Source organism: Lysobacter sp. A421 (genome assembly GCF_054052145.1).
Genome location: NZ_JBSVRL010000003.1, coordinates 13,799 through 33,814 on the forward strand (window position 1 = coordinate 13,799; position 20,016 = coordinate 33,814).

Genomic DNA, 20,016 nt, shown 5'->3' on the forward strand with positions numbered 1-20,016 from the left:
CATGCCGCGAGTTCATCGACTACATCGCCGAGCAGGCCTCGTTAGACCTCACCCAGGAGTTGCGTGTGAACCAAAGCACAGACGTTGTGAACGTCCGTCTCGCGGTAGAAGCAGACATCCCCAGCTTGCTCCCGCTCATGCGCTCCTTGGCAGAGTTTGAGCAGTACGCCGACACCTTCGCCGTAACTGAGGATGTCCTCCGGGAGCGAGGCTTCCGTCGTTCACCGCCCGACTTCCATGCCTTGGTTGCCGAGAGTGAACACCATGTTGTTGGTACGGCCGTGTTCTACATCGTTCCGTTTACCGCGGAGGCTGTACCTGTGCTGTTCGTGAAGGAATTATTCGTCGCCCCTGAGGCACGGGGGCAGCGGGTTGGAGAGGCATTGATGAAAGCCGTCGCTCGGGAGGCCGTGGCCAGGAGGTGCGGGCGAGTGCGGTGGCAAGTCGCGGACTGGAATGAAGCTGGCAAGCGGTTTTACGAGCGGCTCGGCGCGCAGGCGGACCCGATATGGGTAAATTACGCGCTCTCGGTCGAGGCAGTTCAGGCGCTCGCGGACAACGGTGGATAGCGGCTGCGGCGCTTGGCCGCATTGGCCCAGCGGAGGACGCCGAGCGGCTTAACTCAGGTGTTAGTCCTCACGCACACATATCCGCACCTTTGTTCTCAGGCCGGGATGCGGTGGTCGTATTCGGCGCGCAGGCGCGTCCAGCCATCCCAGAAGGTTTCCGGCGTCTCTGACGTCTCGCCCTTCGCGCGCATGACCAGGATGTCGAGGTGCAGGTGCCAGCCGGCGCCGATCATCAGCAGGTTGGCTCGGTCGGAAATGCCGCGGTGGACCACGGTCAGCAGCACCTGGTCACCCTTGGGCTCGAGGTCGAAGGACACGTTGCCCTCGCCCCAGGCGAAGGCGAGCCGGCGCGGTGGGTCGAGTTCGGTGATGCGGCTTTGCATGCGGTGTTCCTCGCCGAAGCCTTCCGGGCGCCGGCCCGGCGGGTCGGTCAACTCGTCGTTGCGCCAGACGAGCTCGAAGGGTGCGCCCACGTCCAGTTCCATGTCGCCGGCGGCCAGCCATTGGCGGCGCAGTTCGCCCTCGGTGAGGTAGGACCAGATGCGCTCGATCGGACCGGGCAGCAAACGCTGGATGCGCACGGTTTGGGGTGCACTGACGATGCCGTAATCGGCCTCGGGGGTGGCGATCTTGATGGTCTGGTTCATGGCTTTCTCCGTGGGGGACGGGTTCTGCGGGCGGGGGGGTTGCGGGTGGTGTCCCGCTTGGGTTTGGGGGCGGCGTCCTCGGCCTTGAGGATGGCTTCGAGGACATCGAGTTTCCCGGTCCAGAAGCGCTCGTAATGGCGGAGCCATTCCGCACCCGCATGCAGCGGACCCGCGTCGAGCCGGCAGGTATGCACGCGGCCCTGCACCTCGCGTTGGATCAGGCCGGCGCGTTCCAGCACCTGGATGTGCTTGGAAGCGCCCGCCAGCGAGATGTCGAACGGCGCGGCCAGTTCGCTCACGGTGCGCTGACCAGCGGCCAGGTCGTGCAGCATCGCGCGCCGGGTCGGGTCGGACAGGGCGCGGAACACGGTGTCGAGCGGGGGGGAGTATTTGTCAACCATATGGTTGAATATATGCCGCTCAAGGTAATTGTCAACCGTTTGGTGAAATATTTTCCGGCGCCATCGCGGACGAACCGGAGTCTGCTTGCGTTGCGCCATTTGTCTGATTAAAGTCAGGTAATGGACAGCACCCAGATCGAGCGCGTGCGCCGCTTCAACCGCACCGTGACGCGGCGCATTGGCGTGCTCACCGACGACTACCTCGACAGCGGCCGGCCCTGGGGCGAGTCGCGACTGGTCTTCGAGATCGGGCACGAAGGCGCGGACGTGCGCGACCTGCGCGAACGTTTGTCGCTCGACTCCGGCTACCTGAGCCGCCTGCTGCGCTCCCTGGAGTCGCAGGGCCTGGTGTCCACCCGGCCTTCACCGCAGGACGCACGCGTGCGCCGTGCCTCGCTGACGCGCAAGGGCCTGCGCGAATGGCGGGTGCTGGAAGCGCGCTCGGACGACATCGCGGCGACCCTGCTGCACCAGCTCGGCCCACCGCAACGCGAACGCCTGCTGGCGGCGATGGCGGAGGTGGAGCGGTTGCTGCGCGCCGGCGCGGTCGCCATCGCCGCCGCGGACCCGGCGGGACGCGAGGCGCGCGCCTGCATCGCGGCGTACATCGCCGAACTGGAACAGCGCATCGGCACCGGCTTCGATCCCGCACGCGGTCCCAGCGCCACACCGCGGGAGCTTCTGCCGCCATACGGCGTATTCCTGCTCGCGCGGCTGGATGGCGACGCCGTCGGATGCGTCGCGTTGAAGGCCATCGGCGACGGCGTCGGCGAGATCAAGCGCCTTTGGGTGCACCCGTCGGCGCGCGGGCTCGGCGTCGCGCAACGGCTGCTCGACACACTGGAGACGCAGGCTATCGACATGGGCATGCACACGCTGAGACTCGACACCAACCGCAGCCAGGTCGAAGCCCATGCGCTGTACCAGCGGCAGGGTTACGCCATGATCGCCGCGTACAATGACAACCCCTACGCCGACCATTGGTTGGAGAAACGCGTCGCACCCGCCAACGACCGCGGCATGCCCGGGGACGGCGGCCACTGACCGGTACAGAAGGATTCCCATGCCAGCCAACACGCCACGCCCCCCCTACTACGCCGTCATCTTCACCGCGCAGCGCACCGAGGGTGACAACGGCTACCAGGAGATGGCCATCCGCATGGACGAGCTGGCGGCGCAACAGCCCGGCTACCTCGGCATCGAAAGCGCCCGCGGGGCGGACGGGGCCGGCACTACCGTCTCCTATTGGGAAAGCCTGGAATCGATTGCCGCCTGGAAGCGCAACGCCGAGCACCGGCTCGCCCAGTCACAGGGCCGAGCGGACTGGTACTCGCAGTACACGGTGAGGATCGCGAAGGTCGAGCGGGCCTACGGACGCGAAGGCTGAGATCCGCCCATGGCCACCACCCGCGAGTTCATCGACTACATCGCCGAGCAGGCCGATCTCGGCGCCGCGTTCACCCACAAGCGGATGTTCGGCGAGTACGGTCTGTACCTGCACGACAAGGTGATCGCATTCGCCTGCGACAACAGCCTCTTCATCAAGGCCACGCCGGCGACGGAAGCGCTGACCGCCGGACTGCCCCAGCGGCCGCCCTACCCGGGCGCAAAGCTTTACCCGGTGGCCGACGAGTTGCTCGACGATGGCGATGCGTTACGCGCCCTGCTGGTGGCGACCGAAGCTGCGTTGCCGGCGCCAAAGCCGAAGAAGGCCAAGGCAAAAAAGCGCAAACCGACCTGAGTCCCACGGCGCGACAAAACGAGACTGACTGGATATGACCAAGACCACGTCAAGCATCCACTTCAAGACCAAGCTCCTGCGGCCGGCAGAACCTGCGAAGGCCACCTGGACCTTCCTCATCTTGCCCAAGGCCGCCAGCGGCAAGCTCCCCACGCGGAGCATGACCACCGTCGACGGAACCCTTGGCGGCGCGCCATTCCAGGCGACGCTCGAGCCGGACGGCAAGGGCAGCCACTGGCTCAAGGTCGACAAGAAGCTGCGCGAGGCGGCGGGCGCCAAGGCCGGCGATGAGGTCGCGCTGGAGATCAGTCCGGTCGAGGAGGAACCCGAGCCCAAGATCCCGGCCGACCTGCGCAAGGCTTTGGCCGACACCCCGGAAGCCCGGACGGTGTGGAAGGACATCACGCCGGTCGCGCGGCGCGACTGGGTCCACTGGATCACCTCCCCCAAGCGGCCGGAAACCCGCGTGCGCCGGATCGAGACCGCCTGCGACAAGCTCGCCAGCGGCCAGCGACGCGCCTGCTGTTTCGACCGCTCGGGGATGTACAGCAACAGCCTCGCACCGCCCAGGGCGGCGAAGGACTAGGCTCCGGATCACGTTTACCTGCCCCGGTCACGAAGGAGACCCGGATGGACTACCCCATCGAAGGCGGCTGCACTTGCGGCCATGTCCGCTACCGCATGCTCACCCGGCCGCTGGTCGTGCATTGCTGCCATTGCCGCTGGTGCCAGCGCGAGACCGGCGCGTCGTTCGCGCTCAACGCGATGATCGAATCCGACCGGGTGATCCACCTGGGTGCGGAGCCGGAGTTGGAGCGGATTCCGTCGGAGAGCGGCTACGGCCAGCTGGTCGCGAGTTGCCCCCGATGCAAGGTCGCGGTCTGGAGCCACTACCCCGGTAGCGGGCCGCTGACACGCTTCGTCCGCATCGGCACCCTGGACAACCCCGACGCGCTGCCGCCTGACGTGCATGTCTGCGCAGCGTCGAAACAGCCGTGGGTGGTGCTCTCCGGCGACGTGCCGGTCTGCGAGGAGTTCTACGAACGCGACGACGTGTGGCGCGAGGAAAGCCTGGCCCGGATCGCAGCGCTGCAGCCACGGATCGACGCCTACCGGGCGACGCGGCAACCGATGTAGGCGCTGGAAGCCATCGCGCAGACAGACTATTGATCCACAGCGGCGATGCCCTGGGCATCATGCGAATACGGTAGCGTAAAGCCACCTAACGCATGGAGCACTCCGCATGAAGATGTCCATCCTTGCCGTCCTGGCGCTGTCCAGCCTTTGCACTCCAGCCTTCGCCGCCGAACCGGTGGACGATACGGTTGGCTTCGGCTCCGGGCAGGCGATCCCGGTAACGCTGTCGCTGAACTTCTCGGAGAAGGGCCGCGACGCGCGCATGACGCCAATCCGCGACAACTACCGTCCCAAGGTCCGCTTCGGCGGTCGCGAAGTGGTGTGCATGTTCCACCTGCCCGAGTCGCTCGAGAAGATCGCCCCAGGTGAATCCGGCGAAGTGTCGGCCACCTGCAAGGAACCGGTGTCGGTGTCCCGCGCCAACACGCAATTCACCGTGGTCGAAGGCGGAAAGACCGTCGGCTCGATGGTCGTTCATCTGCCACCGCCGCCGACAGGATCGTGATGCGGCACCCCGTTCGGCTCCGGCACCTCCGCACCCTGCTGGTTCTTGCCGCCGCCATCATGGTTGCGCCGGTCTTGGCCCAGGACAATCGGTCCGACTGGCCGGAAGGCAGTTCAATGCACACCGGCTTCATGATGGCCGAGCGCCGCGATGCGGCCGAGGCGCAACTGGAGCAGCAGCAAGCCCGATTGATGGCACTGGTGATCGGCAGCCGGACCCGGTTCCCCGACCCGCGACTGGTTTCAGCGCTCCAATCGCAGCACGCTGCGTGGCTGGTGTACCGGACCGCCGAGTGCGAGCTATTTGGGGCGCTGACCGGCGCCGGCGGCACGTGGCCCACTACCCATGCGCTCGGTTGCGATGGGCAGCAGACCGAGCAGCGCGTCGAGGAGGTGGCGTTGGCCATCGCCTGCATCGAAGCGCTGCCAGCGGAAGAACGCGAGTTCAGCCAGAATGCTTGCCTGTACCCGCTGGCGCCGATCAGCGGCGAGGACCGGGAGATGTATTGACTCTGGTCGCCCTACTACTCGCGAAGGTCGAGCGGGCCTACGGACGCGATGGCTGAGTTTTCCGATGAACCGTGAATACACGATGCCAGACCAATGAGCACTCTCCCGGCACAAAATATTGCAGGACTCGCGCTTCGGATCTTGCTGGCTGCAGGTGGTTTCGCGGTGATCCTGCCGATGGCCGTCCGGCTCGGCGACCAGTTCGCGGCGCCACTCGCAGGCATATGGCCGGCCACACAACGCATTCCCGGCTCGCTGGCGATCAGCGTCCTGTCGTTCGGATTGCTCTGCGTCCTGTGGCGGAGCCTCGGGCCGCGGGAAGGTGACGTACTGGGTCTGGGCCGGCTGCGACAGGCATGGAAGCCAGCGCTGACGGGATGTCTGCTTTGGGCCGTGCCCGCGGCCGTCGGATTGGCCGCGACCCAGGCCCTGGGCCTGACCGAACTGGGAATCGGCGCCGGCGCGGGTAGCGTGCTGACCCTCGTGGTTATCCACCTGCTGGCGGTGGGATTGGCCGAGGCGCTGCCCGAAGAACTGGTCTTCCGCGGCTATGTCCACGGCCTGCTGGCACGGCGACTGCGGCTGCTCTGGACGCTGCTGCTACAGAGCTTGCTGTTCACGGGTGTCGCCTGTCTGGTGCGGGGCGGTGCGGTCGGCTTTGCCGACCTTGTGATGTTCGTCGCGATGGCCGCGGCCTTTGGCTACCTGCGTGAACGCAGCGGGACGGTATGGCTCGGCGTCGGCATCCACTTGGCCTTCCAGACCGCGTCCCAGATGCTGATCGGCGGCTGGAAGGGTCCGCTGGCCCTCGAGGGCGATCCCATAGTGGCCATGCTGGTCCTGGGTGCGATTCCCTTCACGGTGGCCGTCAACGTCGGCGACTACCTCATCCGCACGCGTCCCGGACTGGTTGGCGTGTACCGGCCAGCCGGGAACAGTACCGGCGATTCACACCCGGTGCCGCTTCGCAGTGCGGCGGAACAGGAGCGCTAGCGCGGCATCCGGCAAATGCGGAATCAGTTCTTGGCCGCCCCCGCCTCCGGTGCCAGCGTCTGCACGACCTTGCCTTCGGCATCGAGGAACTCGATGGCGCCGTAGCCTTCCGCGGTCACGGTCAGGCGCAACCGCGCTCGGCCTTCGGTATCGGCGAGGTTGAGCGAGGGCGTGCCGTCGGCCGCCAGCGCCATCGCGATGCGACGCACGGCCGGATGCGGCACCACGCGGTTGTCGAGCATGGGTTCACGCAGCTGCGGCGGCTTGGCGTTGAGGCCGAACTCCACCGCGCCGTCCGGCATCACCCGCCATCCGACGGCGTCGACGTTGGCATGGTCCAGCGCGAGCACGGCCGCGGTGCCGCCGTCGGCGAGGTCGGCCACGCCGAAGCCGCCGCGCTCGCTGCCCTTGCGGTCGTACAGCACCATGCCGGCAACCGGGAAGGCGCGCTGATAGGACAGCCCGTCGATGATCGGCGACGGGGTGGGTGCGGCCAGGGTCATGCGGATCACTCCGGCCTCGTCGACCAGGTCGATGCGCCGCGCGGTGATGCGCTCATGGTCGACGGACTCGACGGTGGTCACCGGCACTTCGTCGGCGACGATCTTCTGCAGTTGCTCGGCGGTGTACGGCTTGGGCTTGGCAGCGGTGGCCGGGTTCATCGCCGGGGCGATGACGAGGGTGGCGGCCAGTGCGGCCAGCGTGGTGCGGCGGGGGGTGGCAGTCATTGCTCGTCTCTCCTTCAATCGGACGACGCATCATGCCCGGCAATGGCGAGTACGGTCTGTACCTGCACGACAAGGTGATCGCACTCGCCTGCGACAAGCCCGCCCGTGGCCAGCGACGCGCCCGCTGTTTCGACCTCTCAGGGATGTACAGCAACAGCCTCGCCCCGCCCGAGGCGGCTGAGGACCAGGCTCCGGATCGCGTTAAGCTGCGTCGGATTCGGCCAAATCCCGGGGGAGCGCATGAGAAGTACTGGATTGATTTCTTTCTTGCTGGCGGTGCTTTGCCTGCCGTCGCAGGTTCAGGCCCAGACGCCAGAGTGCGGCGAGCTCTGCGGCAAGATGCGCGAGGCGGTCGCGGACCTTGGCCGCATCGTCGCGCCCGACGGCGTGCAGGAGACCTACAAGACCCGCATCGGCGGCATCGACCAGTGGATCAACATCCGCGGGCAGGACGGCGACAATCCGGTGATCCTGTTCGTGCACGGCGGCCCGGCGTCGCCGGCGATGCCGACGGCGTGGCAGTTCCAGCGGCCGATCGAGGAGTACTTCACCGTCGTCCACTACGACCAGCGCGGCGCCGGCAAGACGTTCCTGGAGACCGACCCGGAGACGATCAGCGACACCATCCACATCCCACGCTACGTGGACGATGCGATCGAGATCGCCGAGCACGTGCGCGAGCGGCTGGGCAAGGACAAGCTGGTCCTCGTTGGCCACAGCTGGGGCACGATCGTGGCGATGAACGCGGCGTTGCGACGGCCAGACCTTTTCCACGCCTATGTCGGCATCGGCCAGGTCATCAATACGCGGCTGAACGAGAAGCTGAGCTTCGAGTACGGCCTGCAGCGGGCGCGGGAAGAAGGCAACGCGGAAGCGGTGCGCGAGATGGAGTCGATCGCGCCCTACCCCGGCGACCAGCCGATCACCCGCGAGCGGATCATCACCGCACGCAAGTGGTCGCAGCACTACGGCGGCATGAGCGCGTACCGGTCGGAGTCGCCCTATTACTACCGCGGCCCGTGGTTGTCGCCGGTGTACGACGCCGAGGACGTGCATGCGATCGACGCCGGCAACCTGTTCACGCTCGGGCGGATCCTGCCGGAGTTCCTGGCGGTGGATTTCAGCGACATCGAGTCGTTCCCGATCCCGGTGGTGATGTTCATGGGCCGGCACGACTACACCACGCCGTCAGCGCCGACCGCGGCATGGATCGAGAAGGTTGACGCGCCGTGCAAGGCGGGCGTGTGGTTCGAGAACTCCTCCCACATGATCCCGTGGGAGGAGCCGGGCAAGACCCTGGTCAGCCTGCTGGGGACGGTGCGGCCGCTGGCGACCGGCGGCGGCTGTCCGGCGTCGATGGACACCTCGGCGGTCAACTGATCCCGCGCGCGCCGGTGCCGTCCAACCGCATCGGCTGCACGGTATTAATGGTCGCGCAGCTCACCACGCACGCCCGTACTGCTCCGGCGGGGTGAATTCGGCGCCGAGCGCGTGTGCGGCGCGGCGTGGGAAGTACGGGTCGCGCAGCAGCTCGCGGGCAAGCAGGACGACGTCGGCTTCGTTCTCGGTGATGATCCGCTCGACTTGATCGGGCGCGGTCAGCAAGCCGACCGCGCCGGTGGCGATGCCCGCTTCGCGGCGGATGCGGCAGGCGAACGGCACCTGGTAGCCCGGTTGCAACGGGATCTTTGCGTTGGGCACGGCACCGCCGCTGGAGACGTCGATGAGGTCGACGCCGCGTTCGCCGACCAGCCGCGCCAGGGCGATGCTCTGCTCAATGTCCCAACCCTGGCCGTCAACCCAGTCGGTCGCCGAGATGCGCAGCCACAGTGGCAGGCGCTCCGGCCAGATCGCGCGCACGGCGTCGATGACTTCCAGCACCAGGCGGATGCGGTTGTCGAAGCTGCCGCCGTAGGCGTCGTCGCGCCGGTTCGACAGCGGCGACAGGAACTGGTGCAGCAGGTAGCCGTGCGCGGCATGCAGTTCGACCAGTTGGAAACCGGCGTCCAGCGCTCGCCGGGTCGCGGCGACGAAGTCCTCGATGACCTTGGCGATGCCGGCCGCGTCCAGCGCGTCCGGGACCGGCGAGCCGGCATCGAAGGCCAGTGCCGAGGGCGCGACCGGCGTCCAGCCGCCCTTTGCCGGCGCAACCGCGCCACCGCCGCGCCACGGGGCGTCGGTGCTTGCCTTGCGGCCAGCGTGGGCGAGCTGCACCCCCGGTACCGCGCCCTGGCCGTCGATGAACCGGACGATCGGGGCCCAGGCCTGCGCCTGCGCGTCGTTCCACAGTCCGGTATCGGCCGGCGAGATCCGGCCCTCCGGCGAGACCGCGGTGGCCTCGGCGATCACCGACGCGGCGCCGCCAACGGCGCGGCTGCCCAGATGCACCAGATGCCAGTCGTCGGGCACGCCGTCGCGCGAAGAGTATTGGCACATCGGCGAGACCATGATGCGGTTGCGGAAGGTCACTTCGCGCTGGGTCAGCGGGTCGAACAATCGGGACACGTCGTCACTCCTGGGTGGGTGTGTGGCGACAGTAGACACGCCATGGCGTCGTCGCGATGTCAGCAGCGGGCGGCCGGGCACGCCTCGGTACGGCCCGGGCCGGTCGGATAGACTGTGTGCTTCACAGCCATTACCGGCTGCCACTGGCCCTGGTCCACGCATGAACCCGAATTATCTCGACTTCGAACAACCCATCGCCGACCTGGAAGCCAAGATCCAGGAGCTCCGGCAGGCCAGCCGTGGTTCGGCGGTCGACGCGGACACCGAGGTCCACGCGCTGCAGGACAAGCTGCGCCGGCGGACCGCGCAGATCTTCCGCGACCTGAGCCCGTGGCAGGTCTCGCAGCTGGCGCGGCATCCGGCGCGGCCGCACACCAAGGACTACCTCCGGGTGATATGCGACGAGTTCCAGGAGCTGGCCGGCGACCGCGCCTACAGCGACGATGCGGCGATTGTCGGCGGGTTGGGCCGGATTGACGGCCGCAGCGTGGTCATCATTGGCCATGAGAAGGGCCGCGACACCAAGAGCAAGGTCAAGCGCAACTTCGGCATGCCGCGCCCCGAGGGCTACCGCAAAGCGCTGCGCCTGATGAAGCTGGCCGAGCGTTTCGAGCTGCCGATCCTGACCTTCATCGATACTCCCGGCGCCTATCCCGGCATCGGCGCGGAGGAGCGCGGCCAATCCGAGGCGATCGCGCGCAACCTGCTGGAGATGGCCGAATTGAAGGTGCCGGTGATCTGCACCGTGATCGGCGAAGGCGGCTCCGGCGGCGCGCTGGCGATCGGCGTCGGCGACTGCACGGTGATGCTGCAACACAGCACCTACTCGGTGATCTCCCCGGAGGGCTGCGCGTCGATCCTGTGGAAGGACGCCGGCAAGGCCAAGGACGCCGCCGAGCAACTGGGCCTGACCGCCGTGCGCCTGCGCGGGTTGGGACTGGTCGACAAGGTGGTGCGCGAGCCGACCGGCGGCGCCCATCGCAATCCCAAACAAATGGCAATCCGGTTGAAGACGGTATTGATGAACGAGCTGGACACCCTTGAAGCTTTGCCCACTGCCGAACTGCTGCAGCGTCGCTACGAGCGCCTGCGCGGTTATGGCGCCTACGCAGCGGCCTGATCATGCGCAATGTCACCTACGCCGCGTTGTGGGCCATCGCCGCCGCCGTGATGGTCGCCGGTGCGGTGGCCAGCCTGGAGGTCAACGTGATCTTCGCGATGATGTTCACCGGTCTGGCCATCGCGCTGTTTCTGGTCGCGCTGAGCTGCCTGCTGCTGGATCCCAGACCACGCGCCGGAACGTCCGGGGGCGACCGCTCCGATGACGAGCGCACCGGTGACGGGCGCCATGACGGCGACCACCGCCGCAAGTGGGGCCCTCGCTGAGGGTGGTGATGCGCGATGCGCCCGGTCGCTGCCCTGCTCGCTGAAGCCCTGCAAGCGCCCACCAACGGGCCGGTGTGCGTAGGTCTCAGTGGTGGTCTGGACTCGACCGTGCTGCTGCACGCGCTGGCGGGCATTGCGGCGGTCCGCGAACGTGGCCTGCGTGCCTGGCATGTCCACCATGGGTTGCACCCCGACGCCGACCAATGGGCCGGGCATTGCCAGGCATTTTGTGACGGGCTGGCGCTACCGCTGTCAGTGTCCCGGGTAACCGTGTCGCGCGGCGACGGACAGGGCCTGGAAGCCGCGGCACGGCATGCGCGTCATGGCGTCTTTACGCGAGGACTGGCCGATGGCGAGATCCTGGCCTTCGCCCATCACCTGGATGACCAGGCCGAAACCTTCCTGTTGCGCGCGATGCGTGCCTCCGGCCCCGACGGTCTCGGGTCGATGCAGCCGTGGCGAAAGTTTGGCCGCAGTCATCTGTGGCGTCCGCTGCTTGGCTTGTCACGGGCGACCCTGGAAGCCTATGCGGCCGAGCATCGCCTGCGCTGGATTGAAGACCCCAGCAACAACGACGAGTCGTTCGACCGCAACTTCCTGCGCCAGCGGGTGCTGCCACTGCTGCAGGAGCGCTGGCCACACGCCGCCGCTTCATTGGCGCGCTCGGCGGCGCTGTGCGAGCAGGCCGCCACGCTGCTCGACATACAGGATTCAGCGGCGTTGTCGGACGTTATCGCCAACGCCCCTGCGTGCCTGTCGCGTTCGCGCCTGTCGCAACTGCCGCCGGCCCGCCGCGCGCGCGTGTTGCGCCACTGGATCGGCACGATGGGCCTGCCGCCACTGCCGGCCGCGGGCATCGCGCAGATCGAGTCCGCGCTACTGCCCTCACCCGCCGACGCATCGGCCAATTTTGTCTGGCACGGCGCGGTCATCCATGCCTGGCGCGATCTGCTTCATGCCGGACCGCTGCAACCGCCGCTGCCAGACCAGTGGCAGGCCGCTTGGGACGGCACCGCGCCGCTGCCGTTACCCGGTGGCGGAACGCTGGCGCTTGATCCCGCCATCCCCGACGGCTTTGGCCGCAGCCTGCTGGTTCACGCGCGCCGCGGCGGCGAGCGGATTACCCTGCCCGGGCGTGGCCACAGCCATGCACTGAAACAGGTGCTGCAGGACTTTGCGATACCGCCGTGGCAACGCGTGCAGCTGCCCCTGTTGGCCACGACTGAAGGCGAACTGCTGGCAGCCGGCGACCGGATCCGTTCCGCCGCGCTGGACCAGTGGCTGCGCGACCATGACGCGTGCCTGCAATGGCGCCCGACGGCGCCGGAGCCATCGCTCGATTGACCATCCCCGAGCCCGGCGGCACACTTGCACCATGCCACGCAAAGCCACCCCCGAAGCATCACCGGTCGCCGATTTTGAAACCTCGCTCGACTCGCTCGAGCAGTTGGTCGAGAAGATGGAACTGGGCGAAATGAACCTGGAAGAGTCGCTGGCCGCCTACGAGCGCGGCGTCGGGCTGTATCGCCGTTGTCAGGTCGCGCTGGAACAGGCCGAACTGCGCGTACGCCTGCTCAGCGATCCCCAGGATCCCGCCAGCGCGGAAGAGTTCGCTCCACCCTCTGCGCCTGATGCTTGACCCGCAACTGGTCGTCTTGCGCGAGCGCTGCGACGCCGCGCTGGACGCGGCCTTGCCCGCACTCGACACCCGTCCCCAGACCCTGCATGCCGCCATGCGCCACGCCGCGCTACTGGGCGGCAAGCGCATGCGCCCGCTGCTGGTCCACGCCAGCGGCGCGTTGTTCGACGCCGACCCGGCGGTGCTCGACGCACCCGCTGTCGCGATCGAGTTCATCCACGCCTATTCGCTGATCCACGACGACTTGCCGGCAATGGACGACGACGCCCTGCGCCGCGGCCAGCCCACCGTGCATGTCGCCTTCGACGAAGCCACCGCGATTCTCGCCGGCGATGCGCTGCAATCACTGGCCTTCGCGGTGCTGGCGGAGACGCCGGTCGATGCCGACGTGCGGGTCGAATTGCTGCGTACTCTGGCGTTTGCCGCGGGCAGCCGCGGGATGTGCGGCGGGCAGGCGCTGGACCTGCAGGCGACCGGCAACGGCCACGGCATGACCATCGCCGACCTGGAGCAACTGCATGCGCTCAAGACCGGTGCCCTGATCCGCGCCGCAGTACGCATGGGTGCGCTTTGCAGTGGTGCCGGTCAGGACGCGCTGCGGGCGCTGGACCGTTACGCCGACGCACTCGGCCTGGCGTTCCAGGTCCGCGACGACATCCTCGATGTCGAAGGTGACACCGCGGTGCTTGGCAAGAGCACCGGCAAGGACATCGCCCAGGACAAGGCCACCTTCCCAGCACTGATCGGCATGCAGGCCTCCCGGGACCGGTTGCAGGAACTGACCGTCGCCATGGACGACGCGTTGGCACCGTTCGACCAACGCGCCGACCTGTTGCGGTCACTGGGGCAGTTGGCGGTGCAGCGCGACCGCTGAATGATGGGCGCCCGCCCGGCGAGCCTTATTCTCCGGTCGGCATCGACATGCCGCGTGCGAGGTCGGCCATCTCCATCTGCTGGTAACCTTCGGACGCGCCTCCGATTTCGTCCCCGATTGGGACGCGATGTTGAGGTTCCGGGCGTCGCTTATGCATCCGCGCTTGCGGACTCGGGAGCGCCACCGCTGCAACCGGCCAGCATGCCGGCAGCAATCAGCGCCAGTGGCAGCGTCGCCCTGCGCAGTGGTTCAAATGTCGTCACTTTCATGATGTTGCTCCTGTGCATGTGCTGCGCGTAATTACTAGTGGCCACGTGATCGCGCGACGTCGACGCGCTGCCACTCCACGTTGCCAGGGGTTTCCAACCGCCGAATCCAGCTCGCCGATGTGGCGTCGTCCATCAATGCGGTCAAGTGCATCAGCGCGCTTGAGTTGCGCTCCTGCCCGCTGCTGTTGAGGCCGATCAGCATCATCATCTCCGGCTGCTCGAGCGTGGCGCCTTCGTGCAGCTCGTCATACTCGCCGGTGGCCAGTTGGAACAACGCCTGGGCGATGCGTGCCGGCGCGGCAATGGCGAACTCCCGCTCGCTCTGGGAAACCGTCACCCCACGATAGATCGCGGGTGCAAGCCCCGGTGCCGGCATCGGTTCAAAAGCAACTGCATCAGTCGGCTCCATTGGCTCAAGTGCCAGGCACGGTTGTCCCAGGCACATCGCCTGTGACGCTTCGTCCGGTGTGATCACGCGACGGCTGGCGGCGACAACGGAGGCACGTTGCCCCATCACCCCGGTCGTGACCAGGCGCCAGCTGACGTGAGGATGCTCCATGGCTGGCCCGGCTGGTGCCGCACGATCGCCGTACTCGGCGACCAGCATCCGGTGCCAGGACGGCGCCAGGTTGTAGCGGGTGATCTCGATGTAGGAATGCCTGACATCGGACCAGTCGCCACCGGGCGATCCTTGATGGCGAGTGATGCGGTAGCGGGCTCTGGCCGGGATACCGTCCGCGCCCAGTGACGCCTCCTGACTGTCGAACAACAGCATGCTGCGCGTAACCGGGTCCAGGTCGGAGTCGGGTGGCAACGCCGACTCCCCGGCATTGGGGAATTGGGCGTACCAGTCCTCGTCCACGATGGACTCGACATCCAGTGGCTCATAGCCCGGCGCAGCGACGAAGACATCGATGCGCTGCTCCAGTTGCTGCCCGAGCTCCGCCGGAAGCACTAACGAGTGAGCAGCCGGCGCGACACCGGCCATCAGCAGGAATACAAACACCGACACCATCTGCTTCATCGTGATCTCCTATTACCAGGCGCGTCCAACCATTGGCCGCACCGTATCAACCGCGTTATTGGCCGCACGACTCCCGTCACCTGCTCAGCGGTAGCCGCCCCCGGGCGGCGCATGCTGGTACCTGAGGCGACTGACCTCGCGCTCCAGGAAGTTGCGGTCGCGATGCAGGTCGCGCAGCTCCCGCAGCAGCCGGACCCGCTCCTTGTCGCTGGTGTCCTTGTCGTCGATGCGGTACTGGCGGGTCTTGATCTCGCGCTGGACGTCGTCCAACGCTTCCTGAGCGTCATGGATGATGCTGCCGCTGCGGTAGCCGGCCATGAAGTCACGCTCGGTATCCAATGGGCACACGTTGCGGTAGGGGTGACCGTCGCGCCCCTCGGTAAAGCCCTTGTACGGTGTGCAGTACAGCAACAATCCAGCCTCGCGTCCAGCGTCGTAGGCCACCGGGTCGGGGCGGACGCCGTATTCGGCGCAGGCCTTGTGATGCTCGAACAGGCGCGAAGTTGTCATGCCGCGGCTGCCGTCATTGCGACCCACCGCGTACCAGTCGCCGGTCAGGCATTCGCCCTGCGACAAAGTGGTGCAGCCTGACAATGCCGCGACGACGGCAAGTGCAGCGAAATAGTGACGACACGTCATGAAAGCTTCCTTGTGAACGGTGCGGATCCGAATCTGCCTATCCGTAGCATCTGTTACCGGAAAAGCCGCACGGACAGGACAGGCGGATACGAAATCGCCTACTGCTTCTGCTCGTCCGCACCCTTCATCGCAGCAAGGCGTTTCAGGTCGAGGCTGCCAACAATCCCCTTGAGCTGGTCCATGCTGTCGACCTGCCCTTTGGCCTCGACCTGGAAGCGGCCGCCGACCGAGATGCTGTACTCGCCGCGCTGGGATTTGTTGTTCCACTGCTCGTGGATCCGCTGACCGTCCAGGGTGTAGGTCTTTTCGTAGCCGTCGGCACTCTGACTCTCGGACTCACCACCGCCGCCAAACGCGTTGGCCATCGCCATCAACCCGCCCGTAGCAGGCGCGTCAGTCAGTTGAAGGTCCACGCGCTGACTGCGGTCGGCATTGGCGTAGCCGGCCTTGGCTTCAGTGATCTGCATGCCCATGGCGCCATTGCGGCTGGACGACAGACTTTCACGCGTGAGATTGCCGATCGATTCGGGCAGGAACGCCTTGAGTTGATCGGGCGCCAGCGAAGCGGCGACCTTGCCATCCGTGCCGCCGAGCATCGCGCCCATCATCGCGCCCATGACTTGTTCCGCCTGCGCAGCCTGCGCGTTCGCATCAGCGTCAGATCCGTTGGAGCTGGACCGGGCGTCGGAACCGGAACTGGTGGAACCGCTGTTGCCGGCTTCGGCCTGCGCCTCGGCTGCTGCCTGCATGCGCTGGCCCATTGCGGCCAACCGACCAAGCTGGCTGTCCTCGTCGAAGGTGACGTTGTCCTTGTCGCCGCCATATGCACCGCCACCGACCGCAGCACCGGTCAGGCCGGCCATGCCGGTGAATCCGGCAACCACCACGCCCAGCAACAAGGTCAGCACCACGGTGATGACCACGCTGACCGCGGTGTAGCCAGCCGCCTTCTCCGGCGGGCACTTCATCGTGTGCGGCAGGCCAAGGTAAAGCAGATAGATGCTGTAGATGCCGCCCGCCAGCGCGATCAGCCAACCCAGCCACGGGATGATGGTCGCGATGCCGGCAATCCAGGCCGCCGTCCACGCATAAGCAACGACCTTGAGCGCCTGCAACTGGTTCTTCTGGCCGCCGAATGTCGGCGCCAATGCGTTGATGATCAGCGCGATGACGTACAGCATCACCAGACCCAGGATGTAGCTGACAACCATCCCGAACAAGCCCGCCATGATCGATGTCGTCACCGACACGCCGAACACACTGTGGCCAATCAGGCTGCCCTTGATGAAACCGAACACAGCCGGTATTGCCGCCAGGATCATGATGTAGCCGGTGTACAGGCTCTTGACGCTGGCCGGCTCATCGGCGATGACCGGCCACTCGCGCTTGGGCGAGAGCAGGATCGATTTGGCGCGCTCGACGATTTTTCCGATATCCATTACGCAGTTACTCCCCAGTCTGTCTGGCTTGGCATATGTTGGCGACGGACGCTGTCCGATAGGTGACCGGCGCACGGCCGGCAATCCGCTGCCGGTTGGTGATTGGCTCATGCGGAAGTTGGAGTTGCGCTCCGCCTTCAGGCGGCCCCCAATCATTTAACGGACAACCGGCTGACAATCGGCCACCAAGGTGCCAGCTGCACCCGCGCCGACTCACGCCGGAAAACACGCGGCTGGACCGCGAGGCCGAAATACCGTGCCGATGCGATTGCGGAGGTCTAGCTGGCGATGCTGGCGGGTAGGGCTGGCACCGTATCTGAAGCGCGCCGTGGCGACTGGCCAGCCCCGAAACCGACCGCAGTTACTTGATCAACCGCAACGTCAACGGATACCGGTAGGCCACGCCTTCGTTGGCCTTGATGGCGGCAATGATGGTTAATACCAGCCAGGTGATGCCGATGATGATCCAGCCGGGGATCGCAATCAGCAGGCCGATGCCGAGGGTCACGATCGACAACAACAACAGCGCAAACATCGCGATGCCGACCGTGATGTTGAAGTTCAACGCTTCCTTGCCCTGGTCATCAACGAACGGCATCGTGTCCTTCTTGACCAACCAGATGATCAGCGGACCTACAAAGGTGCCCCAACCGCCGACCGCAGATGTCAGCAGGCCTCCGACCAGAGCCGACAGGTGTGCAAACGTCGCCCACTGGCGCGCTTCGGAAGAGTGACCATCCGCGGGCGGCTCCGATGCCGGTGGCGGCTGGTTGAATGACGCGTTGAACGACGACTGCTGGCCGTCCGGTGCCGGAGGCGGCTCTGGCGGCGACTCCGGCGGCGTAGGCCCGGATGCGTCACGGAACGGCGGCGGCGTCCCGGGCGATTCGTTTTCGTTCTGGCTCATGGCGTGCTCCTGCAGCATGGGTTCGGCTCGAATCTCCCCCCAATCCCGATGCCGGTCAACTGCCGAAGGTCAGTGGCGCGCTTCAGCCTTCGCCGGCAACCGTCATCCGCCCGACCAGGATCGAGCCGGTGTGCACATGCGAGCGTGGATCGACATCGCTGCCCACCGCCTCGATTGCGGCGAACATCTGCTTGAGGTTGCCGGCAATGGTGATGCCGTCGACCGGGTACTGGATCTTGCCGTCCTCGACCCAGAAGCCGGCCGCGCCGCGCGAATAATCGCCGGTGATGTTGTTGACGCCCTGCCCCATCAGTTCGGTGACCAGCAAGCCGCGCCCCATCCCGGCCAGCATGGCGTCGAGATCACCACCATTGGCTGCCACCAGCAGGTTGTGCACGCCGCCGGCGTTGGCCGTGGTCTGCAAGCCGAGCCGGCGCGCCGAATAGCTGCCCAGGACATAGCGCTGCAACACGCCGCCGGCGACCAGTGCCGACTCACGGGTGGCGACACCTTCGCCATCAAACGACGCCGAGCGGAAACCGCGTGGCAGGAACGGCCGCTCGTCGATCGCGAACCAGTCGGGGAACAGCTGGGTGCCGGCACTGTCGAGCAGGAAGCTCGCGCGTCGGTACAACGCGCCACCGGAGACTGCGCCCAGCAGGTGGCCGACCAGCGACCGGGCCATCTCGGCCGAGAACAACACCGGGTACTGGCCGGTCGCGATCTGTCGCGGAGCCAGTCGCGACAGCGCCCGCTGCGCAGCCTTGCGGCCGATCGCTGCCGCCGACTCCAGCTCGTCGGCGGCCAGCGCGATGCTGTACCAGCCATCGCGCTGCATGTCCGCGCCGCGGCCGGCAATCAGCGCGCAACCAAGGCTGTGGTGGGTGCTGCGCTCGCGGCCGACGAAGCCGTGCGAATTGGCATACACCGACAGGCTGCTGCCGCTGCCAACCGAGGCGCCATCGGAGTTTTCCAGGCGCGGATCGACATCACGGCCGGCCTGCTCGCAGGCCAGGGCCAGGTCGATGGCCTGGTCGGCGTCGATCGCCCACGGATGCCAACTGTCGAACTCGCGGATATCGGTCGCCATCAGCGCCGCATCGGCCAATCCCGCCGCCGGGTCATGCTCGGTGTGGCGCGCAATCGCGCAGGCCTGGTCGACGGTGGCGGCCAGGCTTTCCTCCTGCAGGTCGGCGGTGGAGGCGCTGCCCTTGCGACCACCGAAGTAGACGGTCACCGCGATGCCGCGGTCACGGGTCGACTCGACGGTCTCGACCTCGCCCATCCTGACATTGACGTTGAGCCCGGCATCCTCGGAGCAGGACACCTCGGCCTGGTCGGCGCCATTGGCCTGCGCGCGCTCAAGCAAGCGTGCGGACAGCCCGGCGAGCATGTCCAGGCGGGCAGAACTGGCGGTGTCGGTCGGCACGGCCGCGTCAACGGGGACGGGAGTGATGTCGTTCAATGTCTTATCCTTGCAATTCGAAATGACGTGGATGTTGAAGATGCGTGGCAAAGACGAAGAAACCGGCGAATTTCGCGGCGACAGCCGCAGCCAGCAGCGTCGCGATGCGCTGGAGGTACTGACGCTGGGCCAGCAGCTGGTGGCCCTGACGGAGGCCCAACTGGCGCGGATGCCGGTTCCCGAGTCGCTCTTGCCGCTCATCAGTGATGCGCGCCGGATCACCTCCCACATCGCGCACAAGCGGCAAATGGCGTTCCTGGCCAAGCAGTTGCGCCGCGAAGATGACCAGACGCTGGAAGCGCTGCGCGACGCACTCGACGAGAAAGGCGACGCCGCTCGTCGTGAGACCGCGGCGATGCACCGGGTCGAAGCCTGGCGCGACCGCCTGCTGGCCGAAGGTGACGTGGCGCTGGGTGAGCTGCTCGACCTGCACCCCGATGCCGATCGTCAGGGATTGCGGCAACTGGTGCGCAACACGCTGGAAGAGCGCAAGCGCAACAAGCCGCCGCGCGCGTTCCGTGAGCTGTTCCGGCAGTTGCGCGCGATGATGCTGGCCGATGACGCGACCCGTGAGGATGCGCCTGTCGCAGACGACGACAGCGATACGCTTTAGCACCGTGTCCGACGGGCGGCAGGCGC

25 protein-coding genes are annotated in these 20,016 nt (G+C 66.8%); 16 read left to right on the plus strand and 9 right to left on the minus strand.

Annotation, left to right across the window (positions count from 1 at the left end; all coding sequences use genetic code 11):
* Positions 1 to 65 precede the first annotated feature (65 nt).
* Positions 66 to 569 carry an N-acetyltransferase family protein gene (locus ACW7G6_RS09765; RefSeq protein ID WP_456978766.1) on the plus strand — a complete coding sequence of 168 codons (504 nt, stop codon included), beginning with the start codon at positions 66 to 68 and terminating at the stop codon, positions 567 to 569.
* Positions 570 to 664: 95 nt separating this feature from the next.
* Here ACW7G6_RS09765 and ACW7G6_RS09770 read toward each other — a convergent pair whose 3' ends face one another.
* Both ACW7G6_RS09770 and ACW7G6_RS09775 read right to left on the minus strand, forming a co-directional pair.
* Entirely contained in the window at positions 665 to 1,216 is a 552-nt protein-coding gene (locus tag ACW7G6_RS09770; protein WP_456978765.1) for an SRPBCC family protein, read from the minus strand.
* Positions 1,213 to 1,617, minus strand: a complete 405-nt coding sequence (locus tag ACW7G6_RS09775) for an ArsR/SmtB family transcription factor (RefSeq protein ID WP_456978764.1) — start codon at positions 1,615 to 1,617, stop codon at positions 1,213 to 1,215. Before ACW7G6_RS09775 ends, ACW7G6_RS09770 begins: the two co-directional genes overlap by 4 nt.
* Before the next feature lie 120 nt (positions 1,618 to 1,737).
* Between ACW7G6_RS09775 and ACW7G6_RS09780 the strand changes: the two genes are divergently transcribed.
* The 8 genes from ACW7G6_RS09780 to ACW7G6_RS09815 all read left to right on the plus strand — a co-directional run bounded on the left by ACW7G6_RS09780 (position 1,738) and on the right by ACW7G6_RS09815 (position 6,502).
* Positions 1,738 to 2,661 carry a bifunctional helix-turn-helix transcriptional regulator/GNAT family N-acetyltransferase gene (locus ACW7G6_RS09780; protein WP_456978763.1) on the plus strand — a complete coding sequence of 308 codons (924 nt, stop codon included), beginning with the start codon at positions 1,738 to 1,740 and terminating at the stop codon, positions 2,659 to 2,661.
* Between the two features lie 19 nt (positions 2,662 to 2,680).
* Positions 2,681 to 3,004, plus strand: coding sequence for an antibiotic biosynthesis monooxygenase family protein (locus ACW7G6_RS09785; RefSeq protein WP_456978762.1), 324 nt, complete (start codon positions 2,681 to 2,683; stop codon positions 3,002 to 3,004).
* A 9-nt stretch (positions 3,005 to 3,013) separates the two neighbouring features.
* Positions 3,014 to 3,358, plus strand: a complete 345-nt coding sequence (locus ACW7G6_RS09790; RefSeq protein ID WP_456978761.1) for a TfoX/Sxy family protein — start codon at positions 3,014 to 3,016, stop codon at positions 3,356 to 3,358.
* A gap of 34 nt (positions 3,359 to 3,392) precedes the next feature.
* Positions 3,393 to 3,944, plus strand: a complete 552-nt coding sequence (locus ACW7G6_RS09795) for a YdeI/OmpD-associated family protein (protein ID WP_456978760.1) — start codon at positions 3,393 to 3,395, stop codon at positions 3,942 to 3,944.
* Positions 3,945 to 3,988: 44 nt separating this feature from the next.
* Positions 3,989 to 4,495, plus strand: coding sequence for a GFA family protein (locus ACW7G6_RS09800; RefSeq protein ID WP_456978759.1), 507 nt, complete (start codon positions 3,989 to 3,991; stop codon positions 4,493 to 4,495).
* A 106-nt stretch (positions 4,496 to 4,601) separates the two neighbouring features.
* Positions 4,602 to 5,000 (plus strand): EF-Tu C-terminal domain-related protein, encoded by a 399-nt coding sequence (locus ACW7G6_RS09805; protein ID WP_456998168.1) that lies wholly within the window; start codon positions 4,602 to 4,604, stop codon positions 4,998 to 5,000.
* The gene (locus tag ACW7G6_RS09810) at positions 5,000 to 5,509 is read left to right on the plus strand and encodes a lysozyme inhibitor LprI family protein (protein ID WP_456978757.1); all 510 of its coding nucleotides are present in this window, start codon (positions 5,000 to 5,002) and stop codon (positions 5,507 to 5,509) included. Before ACW7G6_RS09805 ends, ACW7G6_RS09810 begins: the two co-directional genes overlap by 1 nt.
* A gap of 93 nt (positions 5,510 to 5,602) precedes the next feature.
* Entirely contained in the window at positions 5,603 to 6,502 is a 900-nt protein-coding gene (locus ACW7G6_RS09815; RefSeq protein ID WP_456978755.1) for a CPBP family glutamic-type intramembrane protease, read from the plus strand.
* A 23-nt stretch (positions 6,503 to 6,525) separates the two neighbouring features.
* On the opposite strand, the gene ACW7G6_RS09820 is transcribed toward ACW7G6_RS09815, so the two are convergent.
* A complete protein-coding gene (locus ACW7G6_RS09820; RefSeq protein WP_456978754.1) occupies positions 6,526 to 7,230 on the minus strand; it encodes a hypothetical protein in 705 nt (234 codons plus the stop codon).
* 255 nt (positions 7,231 to 7,485) lie between these two features.
* On the opposite strand from ACW7G6_RS09820, the gene ACW7G6_RS09825 reads away from it, so the two are divergent.
* Positions 7,486 to 8,610 carry an alpha/beta hydrolase gene (locus ACW7G6_RS09825; protein WP_456978753.1) on the plus strand — a complete coding sequence of 375 codons (1,125 nt, stop codon included), beginning with the start codon at positions 7,486 to 7,488 and terminating at the stop codon, positions 8,608 to 8,610.
* Between the two features lie 60 nt (positions 8,611 to 8,670).
* On the opposite strand, the gene ACW7G6_RS09830 is transcribed toward ACW7G6_RS09825, so the two are convergent.
* The gene (locus ACW7G6_RS09830; protein ID WP_456978752.1) at positions 8,671 to 9,735 is read right to left on the minus strand and encodes an NADH:flavin oxidoreductase/NADH oxidase; all 1,065 of its coding nucleotides are present in this window, start codon (positions 9,733 to 9,735) and stop codon (positions 8,671 to 8,673) included.
* 160 nt (positions 9,736 to 9,895) lie between these two features.
* Between ACW7G6_RS09830 and ACW7G6_RS09835 the strand changes: the two genes are divergently transcribed.
* Genes ACW7G6_RS09835 through ACW7G6_RS09855 form a run of 5 tightly spaced genes read left to right on the plus strand, consistent with a single transcriptional unit; the run spans position 9,896 to position 13,634 of the window.
* Entirely contained in the window at positions 9,896 to 10,855 is a 960-nt protein-coding gene (locus ACW7G6_RS09835; RefSeq protein ID WP_456978750.1) for an acetyl-CoA carboxylase carboxyltransferase subunit alpha, read from the plus strand.
* Between the two features lie 2 nt (positions 10,856 to 10,857).
* Positions 10,858 to 11,121 (plus strand): hypothetical protein, encoded by a 264-nt coding sequence (locus tag ACW7G6_RS09840; protein WP_456978749.1) that lies wholly within the window; start codon positions 10,858 to 10,860, stop codon positions 11,119 to 11,121.
* Positions 11,122 to 11,136: 15 nt separating this feature from the next.
* A complete protein-coding gene (gene tilS / locus ACW7G6_RS09845; protein ID WP_456978748.1) occupies positions 11,137 to 12,465 on the plus strand; it encodes a tRNA lysidine(34) synthetase TilS in 1,329 nt (442 codons plus the stop codon).
* A 31-nt stretch (positions 12,466 to 12,496) separates the two neighbouring features.
* Positions 12,497 to 12,760, plus strand: coding sequence for an exodeoxyribonuclease VII small subunit (locus tag ACW7G6_RS09850; RefSeq protein WP_456961959.1), 264 nt, complete (start codon positions 12,497 to 12,499; stop codon positions 12,758 to 12,760).
* Positions 12,753 to 13,634, plus strand: coding sequence for a polyprenyl synthetase family protein (locus ACW7G6_RS09855; protein ID WP_456978747.1), 882 nt, complete (start codon positions 12,753 to 12,755; stop codon positions 13,632 to 13,634). The genes ACW7G6_RS09850 and ACW7G6_RS09855 overlap by 8 nt, the downstream gene beginning before the upstream one ends.
* A gap of 303 nt (positions 13,635 to 13,937) precedes the next feature.
* Here the strand turns inward: ACW7G6_RS09855 and ACW7G6_RS09860 are convergent, their stop codons facing one another.
* The 5 genes from ACW7G6_RS09860 to pmbA all read right to left on the minus strand — a co-directional run bounded on the left by ACW7G6_RS09860 (position 13,938) and on the right by pmbA (position 19,305).
* The gene (locus tag ACW7G6_RS09860) at positions 13,938 to 14,927 is read right to left on the minus strand and encodes a hypothetical protein (RefSeq protein WP_456978746.1); all 990 of its coding nucleotides are present in this window, start codon (positions 14,925 to 14,927) and stop codon (positions 13,938 to 13,940) included.
* An 84-nt stretch (positions 14,928 to 15,011) separates the two neighbouring features.
* On the minus strand, positions 15,012 to 15,566 hold the full coding sequence (locus ACW7G6_RS09865; protein ID WP_456978745.1) for a DUF2799 domain-containing protein: 555 nt from the start codon (positions 15,564 to 15,566) through the stop codon (positions 15,012 to 15,014).
* A 98-nt stretch (positions 15,567 to 15,664) separates the two neighbouring features.
* The gene (locus ACW7G6_RS09870) at positions 15,665 to 17,005 is read right to left on the minus strand and encodes a Yip1 family protein (RefSeq protein ID WP_456998169.1); all 1,341 of its coding nucleotides are present in this window, start codon (positions 17,003 to 17,005) and stop codon (positions 15,665 to 15,667) included.
* Positions 17,006 to 17,366: 361 nt separating this feature from the next.
* Entirely contained in the window at positions 17,367 to 17,912 is a 546-nt protein-coding gene (locus ACW7G6_RS09875) for a DUF4870 domain-containing protein (RefSeq protein ID WP_456978742.1), read from the minus strand.
* A gap of 82 nt (positions 17,913 to 17,994) precedes the next feature.
* A complete protein-coding gene (pmbA, locus tag ACW7G6_RS09880; RefSeq protein ID WP_456978857.1) occupies positions 17,995 to 19,305 on the minus strand; it encodes a metalloprotease PmbA in 1,311 nt (436 codons plus the stop codon).
* A gap of 112 nt (positions 19,306 to 19,417) precedes the next feature.
* On the opposite strand from pmbA, the gene yjgA reads away from it, so the two are divergent.
* A complete protein-coding gene (gene yjgA, locus ACW7G6_RS09885) occupies positions 19,418 to 19,990 on the plus strand; it encodes a ribosome biogenesis factor YjgA (protein ID WP_456978741.1) in 573 nt (190 codons plus the stop codon).
* The last annotated feature ends 26 nt before the right edge of the window (positions 19,991 to 20,016 follow it).

Bases quoted from the DNA above. Each gene is read 5' to 3' on its own strand.
- ACW7G6_RS09805 (WP_456998168.1), top strand. From the start codon at position 4,602: ATGAAGATGTCCATCCTTGCCGTCCTGGCGCTGTCCAGCCTTTGCACT.
- pmbA (WP_456978857.1), bottom strand. From the start codon at position 19,305: ATGCTCGCCGGGCTGTCCGCACGCTTGCTTGAGCGCGCGCAGGCCAAT.
- tilS (WP_456978748.1), top strand. From the start codon at position 11,137: ATGCGCCCGGTCGCTGCCCTGCTCGCTGAAGCCCTGCAAGCGCCCACC.
- ACW7G6_RS09815 (WP_456978755.1), top strand. From the start codon at position 5,603: ATGAGCACTCTCCCGGCACAAAATATTGCAGGACTCGCGCTTCGGATC.
- ACW7G6_RS09780 (WP_456978763.1), top strand. From the start codon at position 1,738: ATGGACAGCACCCAGATCGAGCGCGTGCGCCGCTTCAACCGCACCGTG.
- ACW7G6_RS09785 (WP_456978762.1), top strand. From the start codon at position 2,681: ATGCCAGCCAACACGCCACGCCCCCCCTACTACGCCGTCATCTTCACC.
- ACW7G6_RS09770 (WP_456978765.1), bottom strand. From the start codon at position 1,216: ATGAACCAGACCATCAAGATCGCCACCCCCGAGGCCGATTACGGCATC.
- ACW7G6_RS09790 (WP_456978761.1), top strand. From the start codon at position 3,014: ATGGCCACCACCCGCGAGTTCATCGACTACATCGCCGAGCAGGCCGAT.
- ACW7G6_RS09835 (WP_456978750.1), top strand. From the start codon at position 9,896: ATGAACCCGAATTATCTCGACTTCGAACAACCCATCGCCGACCTGGAA.
- ACW7G6_RS09840 (WP_456978749.1), top strand. From the start codon at position 10,858: ATGCGCAATGTCACCTACGCCGCGTTGTGGGCCATCGCCGCCGCCGTG.
- ACW7G6_RS09850 (WP_456961959.1), top strand. From the start codon at position 12,497: ATGCCACGCAAAGCCACCCCCGAAGCATCACCGGTCGCCGATTTTGAA.
- ACW7G6_RS09810 (WP_456978757.1), top strand. From the start codon at position 5,000: ATGCGGCACCCCGTTCGGCTCCGGCACCTCCGCACCCTGCTGGTTCTT.
- ACW7G6_RS09855 (WP_456978747.1), top strand. From the start codon at position 12,753: ATGCTTGACCCGCAACTGGTCGTCTTGCGCGAGCGCTGCGACGCCGCG.
- ACW7G6_RS09820 (WP_456978754.1), bottom strand. From the start codon at position 7,230: ATGACTGCCACCCCCCGCCGCACCACGCTGGCCGCACTGGCCGCCACC.
- ACW7G6_RS09795 (WP_456978760.1), top strand. From the start codon at position 3,393: ATGACCAAGACCACGTCAAGCATCCACTTCAAGACCAAGCTCCTGCGG.
- ACW7G6_RS09860 (WP_456978746.1), bottom strand. From the start codon at position 14,927: ATGAAGCAGATGGTGTCGGTGTTTGTATTCCTGCTGATGGCCGGTGTC.
- yjgA (WP_456978741.1), top strand. From the start codon at position 19,418: ATGCGTGGCAAAGACGAAGAAACCGGCGAATTTCGCGGCGACAGCCGC.
- ACW7G6_RS09775 (WP_456978764.1), bottom strand. From the start codon at position 1,617: ATGGTTGACAAATACTCCCCCCCGCTCGACACCGTGTTCCGCGCCCTG.
- ACW7G6_RS09875 (WP_456978742.1), bottom strand. From the start codon at position 17,912: ATGAGCCAGAACGAAAACGAATCGCCCGGGACGCCGCCGCCGTTCCGT.
- ACW7G6_RS09865 (WP_456978745.1), bottom strand. From the start codon at position 15,566: ATGACGTGTCGTCACTATTTCGCTGCACTTGCCGTCGTCGCGGCATTG.
- ACW7G6_RS09800 (WP_456978759.1), top strand. From the start codon at position 3,989: ATGGACTACCCCATCGAAGGCGGCTGCACTTGCGGCCATGTCCGCTAC.
- ACW7G6_RS09870 (WP_456998169.1), bottom strand. From the start codon at position 17,005: ATGGATATCGGAAAAATCGTCGAGCGCGCCAAATCGATCCTGCTCTCG.